A 14,912-nucleotide genomic window follows, 5' to 3' on the forward strand; every position below is an offset into this window, starting at 1 on the left:
CTAGAGCGGCGAGACCCGCATCATCACGTACCGATTCTTCTCAGATCCCGATCGCAGTCCGCTCGCGCGGACGGAGTAGAACTTGTAGGCGCCCGGTGCGGTCTGCAACTTCACGACGAGTGGTTTTTCTGCCACTTCCGGTGACAGCGCCGCCGCGAGCAGGAACTGCTCAAGCTCGGCGATGTCGGTCCTCTCAGCCAGGCTAGAAATCGAGCCGTTTGTGATCGTCGCCAAGCCGGCCGCTTCCCAGCCGGGCGAGGTCATGTAGACATGCCAGTACCTCGTGTCGACGGCCGCGAGTGCCACGTCCGTCGCCAGCTCGAACGCTGCCCGGAGGAAGTCGTCCGTCAGCGCAGCCGTCAGCCCGGGAGTGGACTCGTCGATGTGATCTGAGATTTCGTGGGTGATTCCGCGAAGCCAGACGATGTCGGCCGATGCGTCCTTGTGGGCGCGTCCGGATAGCCGCAGCTTCCTCCGCCCGGGCTTCGAGGATCCGCTACCGGTGACAACGCTGTAGATCAGGGTGTGAAGCTCTGGCGTGACCGCGGAGATGCCTTCGTCGATCATGATCCTCAGCCGCGCGCGATCCTCCGGGACGATGATTTCGTTGAACCACTGAGGGGTGGGCCATGCTCCTCTTCCTGAGCTGTGGCCGGTCGGCTCGATGCCGTAGATCTCGAACATCTCGTCGTCCCAGTAGCTGCGCATGGTCTGGTTTGGGCCGGGAGGGCTCACCTCCCATTCCCATGATCCGACAATCGGAGCGCCCGGAAGGACGTCGCCTGCCTCAACGTAGATGCCCAGGACGGCGGTGATCTCGCCGGATTGCGGCGCGATGATCGGAATGGTCCTCACCACCCAGTTCCTCGAGTCGTAGCTCACTTCGAGAGCCGTGTCGGTGGTTCGTTGCGCCGCTGACTTCAGTTCCGGCATGAGGATCGCGCGCCCGACCGGGTCCAGAGTACGGCGGAGGCTCACCCCGGTGTAGGTTTTGTCGCCCGCCGCGAGCAGGTGCTGCTCCCGCTCGACGAGAAGCCACTGGCCCTGCATTGTGGCGTTTGAACGAGACGGCCGCGAGTTTGGCACGATCAGTAGCCGAGTTCCAGGCCGCCGGCGACGGGGACTGTGGTGCCGGTCATGAACGTGGACTGAGACACCCAGTAGACAACGCTGGCGATCTCTTCGACTCGGCCGAGCCGGCCGAGGGGTACGCCGGCGGCCATGGCCTGCTTCTGCTCGTCGTTCAAAGCGGCGATCATGTCAGTGTCGGTTGGGCCGGGCGCGACGACGTTGATGCGAATGCCGCGACTGGCGTACTCGCGCGCAAACGACCTGGCGAAGCCTTCGAGCGCTGCTTTCGACGCTGTGTAGTTGCCCGTCCTAGGCGTCAATGCGATCCGCACTGGTCCTGCCATCCCGACATCTGGATTGGCGGATAACGCTTCTCCAGTTTTCACTCTCCTGCACGCCAAGGCGGGAGTTGACGCACGCGCACAGGTTATCGGTGACGAGTTCACCGTGCTCGCAGGGTCGACTGTCCGGGCCGCCTGGAGTGGTGTGGGCAGCGCCGAAAGCACTCAGCGTGCCTACGCTGGTTACCGAGCGCAACACGAGCGGTTAGTCGCAGACGGGTCGATCTCGGTCGAGAACGGAACAGGTCGAGTAACGCGGGACATACCATTTCGTTCCCCTTCAACCGCGGGGGCAATAGCGCTTGGACGATCTTGCAATGGCCGTATCGAGTGGACCTGGCCCGGCGGCACGTATGGAGCCTGGGAAGAGCGCGATATCGATGTCTGAATCCGCCGCAACTCGGTTCGAGCCGATCGCGATCAGCGCTGAGAGCACGGTCGTCGCTGAGTTCGTGCCCGACTCTTCCGGCTCGGCCGCGTATCAGTCGGAGGCGGAACTTGAGCGGGAGTTCATCCGGTTGCTGCAGGGCCAGGCATTCGAGTACGTGACGATCCACTCAGGGGGTGAGCTGCTGGCGAATTTGCGTGTGCAACTTGAGGCGCTCAACGCTGTCACGTTCACCGACGGCGAGTGGCAGCGGCTGCTCGCCGAATACGTGGTGGGTGCCAACGATGGCGCGGTGCAGAAGACAGTGCGCGTGCAAGAAGACCACGTTTATGGCTTCAGGCGTGATGATGGCAGCACTAAGAACATTGCGCTGATCGATAAGAAGAGCATCCACAACAATCGCCTGCAGGTGATCAACCAATACGAGGTCGCGGCCGGTGGTGTTGGCGGGGTGGAGTCTGGGGGTGCGAACGCGAACCGCTACGACGTGACGATTCTGGTCAACGGGTTGCCGCTCGTGCATGTGGAGTTGAAGCGGCGCGGGGTCGATATTCGCGAGGCGTTCAATCAGATCGACCGCTACCAGCGCGACAGTTTCTGGGCAGGCTCCGGCTTGTTCGACTACGTGCAGTTGTTTGTCATCAGCAATGGCACGCTGACGAAGTACTACTCGAACACCACCCGGCGCCAACATATTGAGGATGCTGCGGGGCGGGCACGCACGCGCAAGTCGAGCAACTCGTTCGAGTTCACCTCATGGTGGGCGGATGCCGCGAACACTCCGATCCGTGACTTGGTGGGGTTCACGAAGACGTTCTTCGCCAAGCACGCGTTACTCGCCATCTTGACCCGGTATTGCGTGCTCACCGGTGACCGCCAGTTGATGGTGATGCGCCCGTACCAAATCGTGGCGACCGAGCGCATTCTGCAGCGCATCGAGGTGGCCACCAACTACAAGAAGCTCGGCACGACCGCGGCAGGCGGGTACGTGTGGCACACGACCGGGTCGGGCAAGACCCTCACCTCCTTCAAGGCCGCACAGCTCGCCTCGAAGTTGCCGAGTGTCGACAAGGTGCTGTTCGTTGTGGACCGGAAAGACTTGGACTGGCAGACGCAGAAAGAGTACGACCGCTTCGAGAAAGGGTCAGCGAACGCATCGACCTCGACCGCGCAACTGGCCAAGCACCTGGCAGACCCAGAGCGGCGCATTGTCATCACGACAATTCAGAAGCTCGCCCGACTCGTACAGTCAGACAAAAGCCACACAATCTACGACGGCCATGTGGTGCTCATCTTTGACGAGTGCCACCGTTCCCAATTTGGCGACATGCACGCCTCGATCACGAAGGCGTTCAAGCGTTACAACCTGTTCGGATTTACCGGCACCCCGATCTTTGCCGAGAATGCCGGATCGGGTGGCAACCCGCAGCTGAAGACCACCGAGCAGGCGTTTGGCGAGAAGCTGCACACGTACACAATCGTTAACGCGATCACCGATAAGAACGTGTTGCCGTTTCGCATCGACTACGTCAACACAATCAAACTGCCCGAAGGGCTGACCGACAAGCAGGTGTCGGCGATCGATACCGAGCGGGCGCTGCTCGATTCGACCCGCATCGGCATGGTTGTTGAATACATTTTGGAACACTTCGACCAGAAGACCCGGCGCAGCGAACACTACGCACTGGGGGAACGCCGGGTGCGCGGCTTCAACTCCCTGTTCGCCACAGCTTCGATCGAGGCGGCGAAGCGGTACTACTCGGCGTTCCGGTCGATGCAGTCGACGATTCCGGATGCTCAACGCCTCAAAGTTGGCATCATCTACTCGTTCGCCGCCAATGAGGCTGTAGTCGACGGGTTTCTCGACGAAGAGGGTTTCGACACCGGCGACCTTGACCTGCCGTCGCGGCAGTTCTTGGACGAGGCGATCACCGACTACAACACCATGTTCGGCACGCGGTGGGGCACGAGCTCTGACGGCTTCGCCGGCTACTACACCGATCTCTCGATGAGGCTCAAGAACCGCGAGATCGACGTCGTCATTGTCGTGAACATGTTCCTGACCGGGTTCGACGCCACGACGCTCAACACTCTGTGGGTTGATAAGAACCTGCGCTCTCACGGGCTGATCCAGGCCTACTCACGCACCAACCGCATCCTGAATGCGGTGAAGACGTACGGCAACATTGTCAGCTTTCGCGACCTCGAGCAGCAGACGAATGATGCGATCGCCCTGTTTGGTAACAAAAACGCGCAGGGCGTCGTGGTGCTCAAGCCGTACGGCGAGTACTACACGGAGTACGCGGGCAAGGTCACGGAGTTGCTCGACCGGTTTGTTCCGGGCCAGCAGATCATCGGAGAGCAGGACCAGAAAGACTTCATTGCCCTGCTCGGTGCGATTCTGCGTCTGCAGAACATTTTGACCTCCTTCGACGACTTTGAGGGCAACGAGATTCTTACCGAGCGGCAAATGCAGGACTACCGCTCGGAATACCTCGACCTCTACGCCTCTCTGCGTCGGCCGACCGACGAGAAGGAGACGATCAATGACGACATTGTCTTCGAAATTGAGCTCATCAAGCAGGTCGAGATCACGGTCGACTACATCCTGCTGCTCGTGCAGAAATACCGCGACGAGCGCGGCGACGGTGATGACAAAGAGGTGCGTGCCGAGATCACCCGCGCTATCGACGCGTCACCCAGCTTGCGCAACAAGAAAGACCTCATCGAGGCTTTCGTCGATCGTGTTTCCGTGGCAGGTGCGGTCGACCAAGAGTGGGCCGCCTTCGTCACGGCCCGACGGGATGCTGAGCTTACGTACCTGATTGCCGATGAGGGTCTCAATGCCGACGCCACCCGCGAGTTCATCGACCGAGCTTTTCGCGATGGTGTCATTCAGACCACCGGGGTGGCGATCACCAAGGTACTGCCGCCCGTGTCGCGGTTCTCGCCGGGCGGTGGCCACGGCGAGAAGAAGCAGCGAGTACTTGACCGGTTTGCCGAATTCTTCGAGCGGTACTTCGGGCTCGGGTGAGTTTTTTATTACATCTGGTGTAGCGCCCGCCCGCTGGTGCCAGCGACGTAATTTCCCCACTGCCAACGGTGGTGTCACTGTCTTCGCAACTGACAACCCGAAAGCAATGCCCGCAATCTCGACTGACCAAGCGGAACTCCTCGCACGGATGGCGGTGAAAGGCACGAAGTTGTCGACGTCGGTAATTTAGCGGTACGGCAGCGAAAGACGAGTTCTCGCATCAGATGCAATTGGTCTTACTTAACCGCTGATAACAGCCGATATGAAAGTCGGCGGGCAGGCACGCGGAGTGAGCTCAATCGTGTGACCGAAACCATGCAACTTCATGAGGCCGGCGCTCCGGAAGTCGAGCCTCGAGATTTGGACTTAACGTGGTCCCACCCTTTGGTCGCGCTGGTTTCACCGTGTCGGGGACCTTCCGGCGCAAGGCGGCTGTCACGCCGCTGCACACGGGCCTCAGGGTTATCGGGTTTGAATTTTGCAGATCTCCTGCGCCATTTTGAGGTCGACGTCACTTTCGACGATTGCCTCCTCCTCGAGGATGGTGACCGGTTCGTCCAGGCCAGCGTCGGTGGCACGCATCCAGTACGCCCAGCAGGTACCGGTCCCGTTCGTTGGGTGTCCGTGCTTGGACGTAAAGCGGATGCCCAGTGGTTGTGTTCCGTCGAAGAGTGTCGCGGTGGACCTCAGCCATTGGGCGATGAGGGTCGTGACGGCTCTGGTGTCACCGGTGATGTGCGCGATCGTTAGACCGCCCGTGATGCCGAGGTCGGCAAGTTCATCTTCAAGGTGATGCGACAGGGCCGTAAGAGTGCTCGTAGATGTGATGTCGACCCACCACCCGGCCGGGTAGCCGAGTCGGTACAGGCTTCGTCCTTCGCGCCATGCCTTGGGCAACCATCTGGCCCGCATCGTGCCTGCCTGATCCCAGTCGTCGACGACCATCGCCCAGTATTGCTCGAGCGGGATCCCCATCGCATCTGCATCCTTCTGCAGTGCACGACGCGCTCCATTGATCTCGGTCCTGTACGGGGCGAGGAGCTCCATGAATGAGGTGAGCCGATCATCCGTCGTATAGAGGGTGTGACCGGTCGTATCGAAACGACTCCACGCGACAGTGTCGAGTGAGCCGTCCGGCTCAGATTCACGCTGTCTCGGTGCCAGAGCCCCGTAGGAGCTGCGGGCGATGCGGTAGTTTCCGGGTTCTGGACTTCCCACAAGCTCCAACCCGGTAGCTGAACAGAGAGTCATCAACCAGAGAAGGAATCGTCAAGGACGGCCTGGACGGCCCGACCTGCTGCTTTGTATCGGTCTTCACGAATAGCAGTGACAGGGGTGTCGTATTCAAGCCATGGGTTGGCGCCGATGAACCAGGCGCGGGCGACGTGCTCGCCTTCCGCTTCGCTGAGGAGTGTCCACTGCTCGTAGGCGAACTGCAGTCGACGCACGGCTTCATTTTTCGGCGATGGCCCTTCGACCTTTGCCCACCGGTAAGGAAGCTTGGCGTCTTTACTCCCGGCGATGGAGGCGACAAGGGTGCCACCCAAGGAGCCATTGAGCCGACGAGTGATCTCTCGAATGTCGAGTTTGATCGTTCTCGTGTGAGCGCTGGTGATGTGCGTTGTATTCGTCATGGTGACCTTCAATCCCGGACGGTGATCTAGCAAGGCTACTTTCGCATCCACTTGGATACCACCAATTTTACACCATTCTCGGTTCCGAGCTGCAGCCACCTCACTTCAACTGCCCAAATGGTAGGCGCGGCTGATCGATGCACGGGAGTTGAAGTAAATGTGGGAACACCCGGGCACCGGCCAGGACAAGGAAATCCCAGACCAGATTGGCGACCCTAGTGTTCGCTGGGCGCGCACGAGGCAAGCCCGTCTACTCCCGATCTGACAGTCCCTGCTGCTGCAATCACCCGGCGTTCAGGTTTAGGTATCGGTAGACGGTGGCGCGGCTGGTTCCGATGATCTTTCCGATGTCAGCGGGCTTGAGGCCCTGGGCTTTCAGTTCGTGGGCACGCTTAACTTCGCCATGGTCGGCTGTGACTTCGCGTCGTCCTGCCTTCCGCCCGTGCGAGGCGGCGATGGCCATCCCGGCCCGGGTTCGTTCGGAGAGCTGGTCGCGTTCCAGTTGGGCGAACGCGGACATGATGGTGACCATGGCCTTCGCCATGGCACCGCCTAATTCGCTGTCGGGATCGGTGGCGATGCCGTCGCGCAAAGACCGGAACTTGATGCCGCGTTCGGTGAACCCGTCCAGTAGCTCAAGTAGGTGGCGGGTGTTGCGTCCGAGGCGGTCGAGTTTCCACACCACCACTTCATCGCCTCGGCCGAGGCGGTCGAGCATTTTGTCCAGCTCGGGTCGGCTGGTTTTGGTTCCGCTGACTCCCTGATCGCGGTAAATGCGTACACACCCCGCGGCTTCCAGTTCCCGGATTTGGAGCTCGGTGTTCTGATCCGCAGTGCTCACTCGCGCATATCCAAGAACCGTCACAGGGGTTGCCTCCTATTTTCTCGCCAAAGGTCTAAATGTTGTTATCTTGAGAATATCAGTGTGAGACACATTGTTGAGATAGGGGACTGGGCGGACACGCCGACGATTTTCGATGTGACAGCGCGCAGACGGTTCGTCCTGTCTAAGGATCCTTTGATGGGATATCGCTGAAGTCGAAATCCCTTGGAGGGGGCCCCGAGTATACGACCGCGGTCAGATTCCTAGGATTGTGGGGTCCATGCTGACTGGTTGTTGTGAACGAACTCGGCGAAGGTGGTCGCGGGCACACCGGTCAGTTGGCGGACGGTTCGGTTGGGCAGGGCGCTGAGGTTGAAGCGGACGATGCGGTAGATCATTTTCTGCACGTCGATGTAGTCCTGGGGTTGGCCTTCTGCGGCCAGGTGGGCGAGGTAGTCCTTCTCCGATGGGCGGGCATAGGTGATGGGGCGTCCGAGTGCTTCGGTCATGGTGCGAGCGATGTGGCGGTAGCTGAGCGATTGCTCCCCGGACAGGGTGTATGCCTTGCGGGTGTGGCCTGGTTCGGTGAACGTGGTTGCGGCGACCCGACCAATGTCGCGTGCGTCGATGAACGCGGTGAACGACCGCCCGGCGGGCACATAAATCACTCCGCGTTCGCGAATCTCGGCAGCGTAGGTGGTCGACAGGTTTTGCATGAAGAAGTTGGGGCGGAGGAACGTGTAGGGGGCGTCGATCTGGCGCATATACTCCTCCACCGCGTGGTGCGGGGTCAATTTGTTTAGTTGCACTCCTTGCATGGAGAGGAACACGGTCTGACGGGTGCGGCGATTGCGGGCGGCGTCGATGAGGGGGAAGAGTTGCGTTTGAACGTCCGCGATCTGCGGGGGTCGCATGAGGAACAACCGATCGGTGCCCTCAAGCACGTCCTCCAGCTCACCGGTGGACGCGCCGAAGTGGAATGGGCGGCCTTCGACCCCGTCGGGGAGGAGTTCGGCGTCTTTGGCGTCGCGTACGCCCGCGATCACTTTTTCGCCCTTCGTGATTAGTGCATTGACGACGCCTCGGCCCACGGTGCCGGTCGCGCCGGTAACGAATATGGCGTTGGTCATGGTGTTCTCCTTGTCCGGTCGAGGAGCTCAGCAAGTTCGGCCAGTTGCTTATCGGTTAGGGGATCAAATTGTGATGCGAGCTTCTCGGTCAGCTGTCGCTCGAAAACTGCTGCTTGGGATGCTGCACTCTCGGTGAGGGTGAGAATGCGGGAACGAGCATCATCCGGATGCGGCCCGGTTTCGACTAATCCCTCACGTCTCAGCCCGTCGACAAGCTGGGTGATCGCGCCCGGAGTCACTGCCAACGCAGTAGCGATCGAGCTCGGGGTCACGGGGCCGAGGGCGTGGGAGATGAAGAACAGAGTCTCGACTTGGGACGGCGTCAGCCGAATATCGCCAAAGGGCGAAGAGCGGGCCTGCCTCAGGGTCCGAGACCAGGCGACAACTGACTCGAGGACGCTTCCGATGTCCTGCATGCGTGAACTCGCCACAGAACGGTCACCCCTGACAGCTGGTGAAGCGATGGGCGGTAGGTGCGAGCTGCCCGAGCAGAAACAGGGACCTGTTGTGCGGGGTGCCTGAGCTTCCGATACCTTCCCTGACTGCCTTGTAGCGGGGGATCATCGGGACACGAAGGGCATTTCGTGGATGAAGGACCGATCGTCTATTTGGGTGAGGATGAAGTCCGCAAGGTCGTCGCGACTGATTTGTGTGCTCGCGTTCACCCCTACCCATCCCACCCGGAAAGTACCACGTCCGGGCTGTTCCGTCAGCCGTGGACCGCGCACCACCGTCCAATCGGTGTCCGACGCCTGCAACACCTGAAGATGGTCTCGGGCGTCCGCCAACACGTGCCCAGCCATCACTTTCAACAGAAACTGGATGACTATATCTGCCGCTTTGGGCTTGTCTTGCGCCGCACGGACCCCCCCTCCGGAGAGAGTCACTAACCGCTTCACACCGCGCCGGTCCATCGCCGTGACAATGTTACGGGTGCCCTCAGTTTGCAACGATGCCGGTGAGCCCTTGACCTGTCCAAACACACTCACCACCGCACCGGAGCCGGCCACGGTCGCCTCCACCGCCGGCAAATCGAGGACGTCGCCGTGGATGATCGTCACACGGGCATCCGATACCGAGAGCTTCCTCGGATCCCGCACCAGGACGCGGACATCGAAACCCGCCGTCAGCAAGCGGTGTAACACCCGACGCCCGGTTTTCCCGGTCGCCCCAAATAGTGCGATAACTGTCATGTTAATAGTTTAGTAGCTAAACCAGCCGATTTTATAGGTTTTGGCATCGATCGCGGCTGGGCCTTCGATTAGACCGCCTCGGGTCAAGATGCCAATCAGATCGACAGCCCATGCAGCTCACGACAGCTCGGCGTTCGTCACGACACGGACGCGCAACGCGTAGTGGTCGGCGGGTGCGGCGCCCCCGGACAACTGCCTCTCATCAAGCTGCAACGGGTGGGTCGACGATTCGCTTGGCTCACGCAGCACCATCCGCGCGGTGCGAATCAAGCACCACGATCAGGTCCGGACGTTCCGGGGCAACCGGCGGGAGCCGGTCGCCCGCATGCCACATGCGGTTGGTGTCGTTAACTGCCAGCTCCATGGCCATGAGCTGCACCTTCAATGATGTGCCGGGGTTCCCGCCGACCTTGACCAGGAATTTGCCGCGGCCGGGAGGCTCCGCCTCCCGGCCGGTCGACGAGTCCCAGGCGGGCGGGTCCTGCCACGAGATGAGGAGATCCTGTTCCGCTTTCGATAGCGGAATAGCTGAGGTGAGCATCGACATCTCTGCGCTCGGGAGCCCGCCGGCGATGACCATGCCGGCGTGCTCGACGAAGCCGCGGGCCTTCATACGTTCTGCCTCCGTGGGGAGCGCGAGCAGGTCGCTCATGGTGTGCGGAATCGTCGCCAAGCCGACGCCGCGCTGGCGGTTGAGGCAAGTCAGCGCGTCGACACGATCGACCATGCCGCGGCCGGCGCGTAGGGCGCGCCACAGCTCGTCGAGGATGACGAAGTAGTGGCGCCGTGGCTCGAGGCCTGCGTCGGCCAAAGCGTTCGCGACGGTGACGTCGGTCTCGGCACCAGCCTGATGGAGCGCGCCATGATCGACGCGTGGTGCCGGCTCACAGCTATCACCCCACGACCGCGATCCATACGAAATGACGACTTCGCGGTAGTCAGCGATGCCGTGCCCAGTCGGGCGACGCCATCGGCACAGGACCACGTACGTCGGCCCTCGATCCGACTGCCACGAGGATGGCAGCTTCTCGCCCCGCCTGGTACAGCCAGCGCGGCGGATCGGCCATCGCGGCCTCCGGGCTACCCGCCAGCTCGCGAAGGCTCACCCCGACGACCCCTGTCGGCATGACCGCGGTTCCTCCCTCGATCTCGCCCGCGATGACGAACGCCCTGGAGTTCTCCCTCCGTTGGGAGAGTGCGTAGCCCGCGACCTTCCCCTGGGACGACGTCTCATCAAAGCGACCCTCTCCGGTGATCACGACACCAGCGACCTCGATGGCCCGATCCAACCCGGTGAGCGCGGCAATCGCGGCGGCCCCTGGCATAGAGGACGCTGACCACGCAGCCATGAACCCGAACGCGGCGCCACCCGCTGCTCCCGAACCAGTCAGGTCCGCGAAACCCGTGCCGATGAGTCCAGCGAGAATGGACAGTCCAAGATCGAGCACGGCCACATCGTTATCGGTCGCGCCCTTCTGTGGACCGAAGGTCGCTGCCGACCCGCGCGCTCCGAGCAGCGGAGCGTCGACGTCGACGAGCAGGCGAATGCCACCTCCGGGAACTGGCTGGAGGGATCGAAAGTCGACCCGCTTCAGGTCGCAGAGCCCCCCGCCGCCGTCGGAGATCGGATGTTTCTCCACATCGAGTAGCCGGGCTCCGAGCTCCGAGAGTGCTCCCGCGCCTCCGTCGGTCGAGACCGAACCGCCGAGACAGATCGTGAGCGCGGTGACTCCGGCGTCAAGGGCGGCAGCAATCACCGCACTGAGTCCGCGCGTATGGGCAGTGAGCGGAGACAGTTTCTCCATCAGCGGTAGCCCCGAAACACGTGCAAGCTCGACCACACCGGAACTGTCCGGCAGCAGAAGCCACGAGCCTGGCGTCGGGCGGCCGTCGGGGCCGGGTACCGGACCGACATCGACCAACTGTGATCCCGGGACCGCCGCGAAGATGGCGTCGAGGGTGCCTTCCCCGCCGTCTGCTTGGGGTAGGAGGATGAGCTCGTCGAACGGCCGCTCGACTCGCCAACCAGCTGCGATTGCTGACGCAGCACGGGCAGCATCGATGGACCCCTTGAAGGAGTCGGGCGCGATCACGACCCGCATTCTGCGTGCCTCACACGTGTTCGGCGATGAGCCGCTCGTACGCATCCGCGACGCGGTTGGCGACCTCGAACGCATCAGCATCCCAGATCTCTTGGCGAAAGATTTCGCATTCGACATCCCTCCGGTATCCCGCGGCCCTCACCCACTCGGTGATCGTTGCAAAGTCGATGCAGCCGTCCCCTGGAATGCCGCGAGAAAGGAGCGGATCGGAAGCGATGGGCATCATCCAGTCGCAGACCTGGTAGCTGGCGATGCGTCTTTCGCGGCCGGCGCGCGCGATTTGTTCGCGAAGGGCGGGATCCCACCAGACGTGGAACGTGTCGACAACGACTCCGACCTCCTCGGGGGTGAAAGGAGCGGCGAGGTCGAGTGCCTGGCCGAGGGTCGACACGACCGCGCGGTCCGAGACGTACATCGGATGGAGGGCCTCGATCGCGAGTGTGACGCCGACCTGGCGAGCGTGCGGAGCGAGTTCGCCAAGAGCCTCGACAACACGGGACCGCGCGCCCACCAGGTCACGGCTGCCCTCTGGAAGGCCACCCGCGACCAACACCAGCGTGGGCGCTCCCAGTACGGCCGCCTCGTCGAGCGCGCGCCGGTTATCATCGCTCGCCGCTCGCCGTGCCCGGCCCTCCGGCACGGTGAAGAACCCGCCACGACAGAGGCTCGACACCCGCAAACCCGCGTCCCGAACGGCCGCCGCGCTGGCCGTCAACCCGAATTCGGCGACCGGTTCGCGCCAGAGACCGATGGCCGGGATGCCGGCGTCGACTGTAGCCCGTACCGCGGTCGGGAGGTCGGCGCACTTGATGGTCGCCTGGTTGAGCGAGAAGCGGGCGAGACTCACGCCTGCACCGAGGAGAGAGCGAGTAGGCCGTTCAGGGCGAGCATCCCGTTCCAGCGCTCGGCGGCGAGGTCCGGTCGCTCGAGGGCACCGGAGGCGTTCGCCAGCCGGACGATCTCACTGAGGTGCGGCAGGTCGCGTGCCGAATGCAAGCCCCCCACCATGCTGAACGACGATTGGTGACCGTTGAGCCAACTGAGGAACGCGACGCCGGTCTTGTAATACTGCGTCGGGGTGGCGAAGACCTGTCGTGCCAGCGCTTCAGTCGGTTCCAGGATGCGACGGTACCCGACGAGGTCGCCGCGGTCCAAGGCTTGCAGCGAGGCAGATGCATTGGGAGCGATCGCCGCGAAGGCTCCCAGGAGAGCATCGGAATGTCCTCGTTCATCACCCTCGATCAAGCCGACGTAGTTGAAGTCGTCGCCGGTGAACATGCGCACGCCAGCCGGCAACCGTCGTCGCATCGCGATCTCAGCGTCGGCGTTGAGAAGTGACATCTTGATGCCGCTCACCTGGTCATGGTTTTCCTCGATGGTCCGGATGACCACGTCGGAGGCGACGGCGACATCTCGCGAGCCGAAATACCCCGCTAGGCTTTCGTCGAAGGCTTCCCCCAGCCAGTGCAGCACGACGGGGGCTCCCGCTTGCGACAGCACTTCGCGATAGACCCGTTCATAGTCGGCGGCGGTTTCGGCGGCTCGCGCGAGATGCCGCGACGCCATCATCACGACGCCCGCGCCCGCCGCCTCGGCGACCTCGAGCTGGAGAAGATAGGCCGCGACGACCGCGTCCAGCGAGATGTACTCCTCCGCGACGTGGTCCGTGTTGACGCCCACCACAAGCGTCCCTCCGACCTCTCGCGCCTCGGCAGCACTCCGCCGGATGAGTGCGGCCGTCGCGGCCCAGTCCAGGCCCATGTTGCGCTGGGCAGTATCCATGGCGTCCGCCACCCCAAGCCCCCATGACCAGACGTGACGTCGCACCGCAAGCGTTGCGTCCCAGTCGATCGCCGCGGGCTGTCCTGGTGTGTTCGCTCCCCACGCGTGGGGCACGACGTGCGCGGCGGCGAACACCATGCGAGACGCGAGAGGGACCGCTGGCCGGGCAAATGCAGGTGCCTCCATGAGCTCGGCGCTCGAGAGGGTGCCATCCGCGGCGAGCAGCGTGATTGAGGTCACGCGGAGCCCACCGGCAACGACGAGGGCTCAAGCTCGACCCGTCGCCCCTCCCGGGACGATTCGAGGGCCGCCTCGACGAGCCGAAGACCGCGTACACCGGCCATGAAGTCGTAAGGATGGTGACGGCCGGCGTCGACATCCGTGATAAACTCCTCCCACTGTGCGCGGAAGCCGTTGTCGAAGACCTGATTGTCCGGAACATCCATCCAGATGGAGCGGTAGTCGACGGTTTCGCGCAGATCCGGATTCCACACCGGCCGAGGCGTGGCGGTGCGAGGTTGAATGCGGCACTCGAACAAGCCGGCGACGGCCGAGCCGTTGATCCCATCCACCTGGAACTCGATGAGCTCCCCGCGGTCGACGCGAACCGCCCAGCTCGAGTTGACCTGGGCGATGATGCCGCCCTCGAGTTCGAAGATGCCGTACGCCGCGTCGTCCGCCGTCGCCGCGTAGTGCTCGCCGCGCTCGTCCCAGCGATCGTGCACGTGCGTGACCGACTTGTTGGTGACCGCCCTGACCGAACCGAACAGATTCTCGAGCACGTAGTTCCAGTGGCAGTACATGTCGAGCGTGATCCCGCCGCCGTCCTCCGCGCGGTAGTTCCAACTCGGTCGCTGCGCAGGGATCATGTCGCCCTCGAACACCCAGTAGCCGAACTCGCCTCGAACGCTCAAGATCCGGCCGAAGTAGCCCGAGTCGATCAGGCGCTTGAGCTTGCGCAGGCCGGGAAGGTAGAGCTTGTCGTGCACCACGCCATTGATGACTCCGGCGTCGTCGGCCGCGTGAGCCAACTCGAGGCCATCATCGACCGACTCCGCGACGGGCTTCTCGGTGTAGACATGCTTGCCGGCGGCGATGGCTTTGAGGATGCCGACCTTGCGAACGCCCGTGAGAGCGGCATCGAAATAGATCGGCGCCGTCGCGTCGGCGAGCGCGGCGTCGAGGTCTGTGGTGAACTCAGCGACCCCGTGAAGCGCCGCCAGCTCGGCGAGTTTCTCGCGATCGCGACCGACCAGGATCGGCTCGACCTGAATGCGGGATCCATCCGGCAACAGGACGCCGCCCGCATCCCGAATCGCCAGGATCGACCGGACCAGGTGCTGCCGGTACCCCATTCGGCCGGTCACTCCGTTCATGATGATGCGCATGGTCCGCGTCGTCATCTCTGCTCCTT

General features: G+C 62.7%; 14 protein-coding genes and 1 pseudogene. 2 read left to right on the top strand and 13 right to left on the bottom strand.

Annotation, left to right across the window (positions count from 1 at the left end; translation table 11 throughout):
• Positions 1-1,050 (bottom strand): hypothetical protein, encoded by a 1,050-nt coding sequence (locus F1C58_RS16310; RefSeq protein ID WP_185204325.1) that lies wholly within the window; start codon positions 1,048-1,050, stop codon positions 1-3.
• A 38-nt stretch (positions 1,051-1,088) separates the two neighbouring features.
• Positions 1,089-1,457, bottom strand: coding sequence for an SDR family oxidoreductase (locus tag F1C58_RS16315; protein WP_255461404.1), 369 nt, complete (start codon positions 1,455-1,457; stop codon positions 1,089-1,091).
• 100 nt (positions 1,458-1,557) lie between these two features.
• Here F1C58_RS16315 and F1C58_RS17130 point away from each other — a divergent pair, with 100 nt between their 5' ends.
• On the top strand, positions 1,558-1,800 hold the full coding sequence (locus F1C58_RS17130) for a DUF4357 domain-containing protein (protein WP_370543725.1): 243 nt from the start codon (positions 1,558-1,560) through the stop codon (positions 1,798-1,800).
• Positions 1,793-4,834, top strand: a complete 3,042-nt coding sequence (locus tag F1C58_RS16325) for a type I restriction endonuclease subunit R (protein WP_185204328.1) — start codon at positions 1,793-1,795, stop codon at positions 4,832-4,834. The genes F1C58_RS17130 and F1C58_RS16325 overlap by 8 nt, the downstream gene beginning before the upstream one ends.
• A gap of 462 nt (positions 4,835-5,296) precedes the next feature.
• Here F1C58_RS16325 and F1C58_RS16330 read toward each other — a convergent pair whose 3' ends face one another.
• The 11 genes and pseudogenes from F1C58_RS16330 to F1C58_RS16380 form a co-directional block, all read right to left on the bottom strand.
• On the bottom strand, positions 5,297-5,881 hold the full coding sequence (locus F1C58_RS16330) for a hypothetical protein (RefSeq protein ID WP_185204329.1): 585 nt from the start codon (positions 5,879-5,881) through the stop codon (positions 5,297-5,299).
• 203 nt (positions 5,882-6,084) lie between these two features.
• Positions 6,085-6,519 carry a hypothetical protein gene (locus tag F1C58_RS16335; RefSeq protein WP_370543726.1) on the bottom strand — a complete coding sequence of 145 codons (435 nt, stop codon included), beginning with the start codon at positions 6,517-6,519 and terminating at the stop codon, positions 6,085-6,087.
• Positions 6,520-6,751: 232 nt separating this feature from the next.
• The gene (locus tag F1C58_RS16340) at positions 6,752-7,333 is read right to left on the bottom strand and encodes a recombinase family protein (protein ID WP_185204330.1); all 582 of its coding nucleotides are present in this window, start codon (positions 7,331-7,333) and stop codon (positions 6,752-6,754) included.
• Between the two features lie 221 nt (positions 7,334-7,554).
• Entirely contained in the window at positions 7,555-8,421 is an 867-nt protein-coding gene (locus tag F1C58_RS16345; protein WP_185204331.1) for an NmrA family NAD(P)-binding protein, read from the bottom strand.
• Positions 8,418-8,837: a MarR family winged helix-turn-helix transcriptional regulator gene (locus F1C58_RS16350; RefSeq protein ID WP_185204332.1), complete on the bottom strand. Its 420-nt coding sequence runs from the start codon at positions 8,835-8,837 to the stop codon at positions 8,418-8,420. Before F1C58_RS16350 ends, F1C58_RS16345 begins: the two co-directional genes overlap by 4 nt.
• Before the next feature lie 144 nt (positions 8,838-8,981).
• Positions 8,982-9,614 (bottom strand): NAD(P)-dependent oxidoreductase, encoded by a 633-nt coding sequence (locus tag F1C58_RS16355; RefSeq protein ID WP_185204333.1) that lies wholly within the window; start codon positions 9,612-9,614, stop codon positions 8,982-8,984.
• 238 nt (positions 9,615-9,852) lie between these two features.
• Positions 9,853-10,443, bottom strand: a pseudogene (locus F1C58_RS16360) (ATP/GTP-binding protein); the annotation flags it as partial.
• A 109-nt stretch (positions 10,444-10,552) separates the two neighbouring features.
• Positions 10,553-11,833: a glycerate kinase gene (locus F1C58_RS16365; RefSeq protein ID WP_370543727.1), complete on the bottom strand. Its 1,281-nt coding sequence runs from the start codon at positions 11,831-11,833 to the stop codon at positions 10,553-10,555.
• On the bottom strand, positions 11,727-12,563 hold the full coding sequence (locus tag F1C58_RS16370) for a sugar phosphate isomerase/epimerase (RefSeq protein WP_185204335.1): 837 nt from the start codon (positions 12,561-12,563) through the stop codon (positions 11,727-11,729). Before F1C58_RS16370 ends, F1C58_RS16365 begins: the two co-directional genes overlap by 107 nt.
• Positions 12,560-13,738, bottom strand: a complete 1,179-nt coding sequence (locus F1C58_RS16375) for a dihydrodipicolinate synthase family protein (RefSeq protein WP_185204336.1) — start codon at positions 13,736-13,738, stop codon at positions 12,560-12,562. Before F1C58_RS16375 ends, F1C58_RS16370 begins: the two co-directional genes overlap by 4 nt.
• Entirely contained in the window at positions 13,735-14,901 is a 1,167-nt protein-coding gene (locus F1C58_RS16380) for a Gfo/Idh/MocA family protein (RefSeq protein WP_185204337.1), read from the bottom strand. The genes F1C58_RS16375 and F1C58_RS16380 overlap by 4 nt, the downstream gene beginning before the upstream one ends.
• Positions 14,902-14,912: the final 11 nt, after the last annotated feature.

This window comes from Glaciihabitans sp. INWT7, assembly GCF_014217685.1.
GTDB lineage: Bacteria > Actinomycetota > Actinomycetes > Actinomycetales > Microbacteriaceae > Lacisediminihabitans.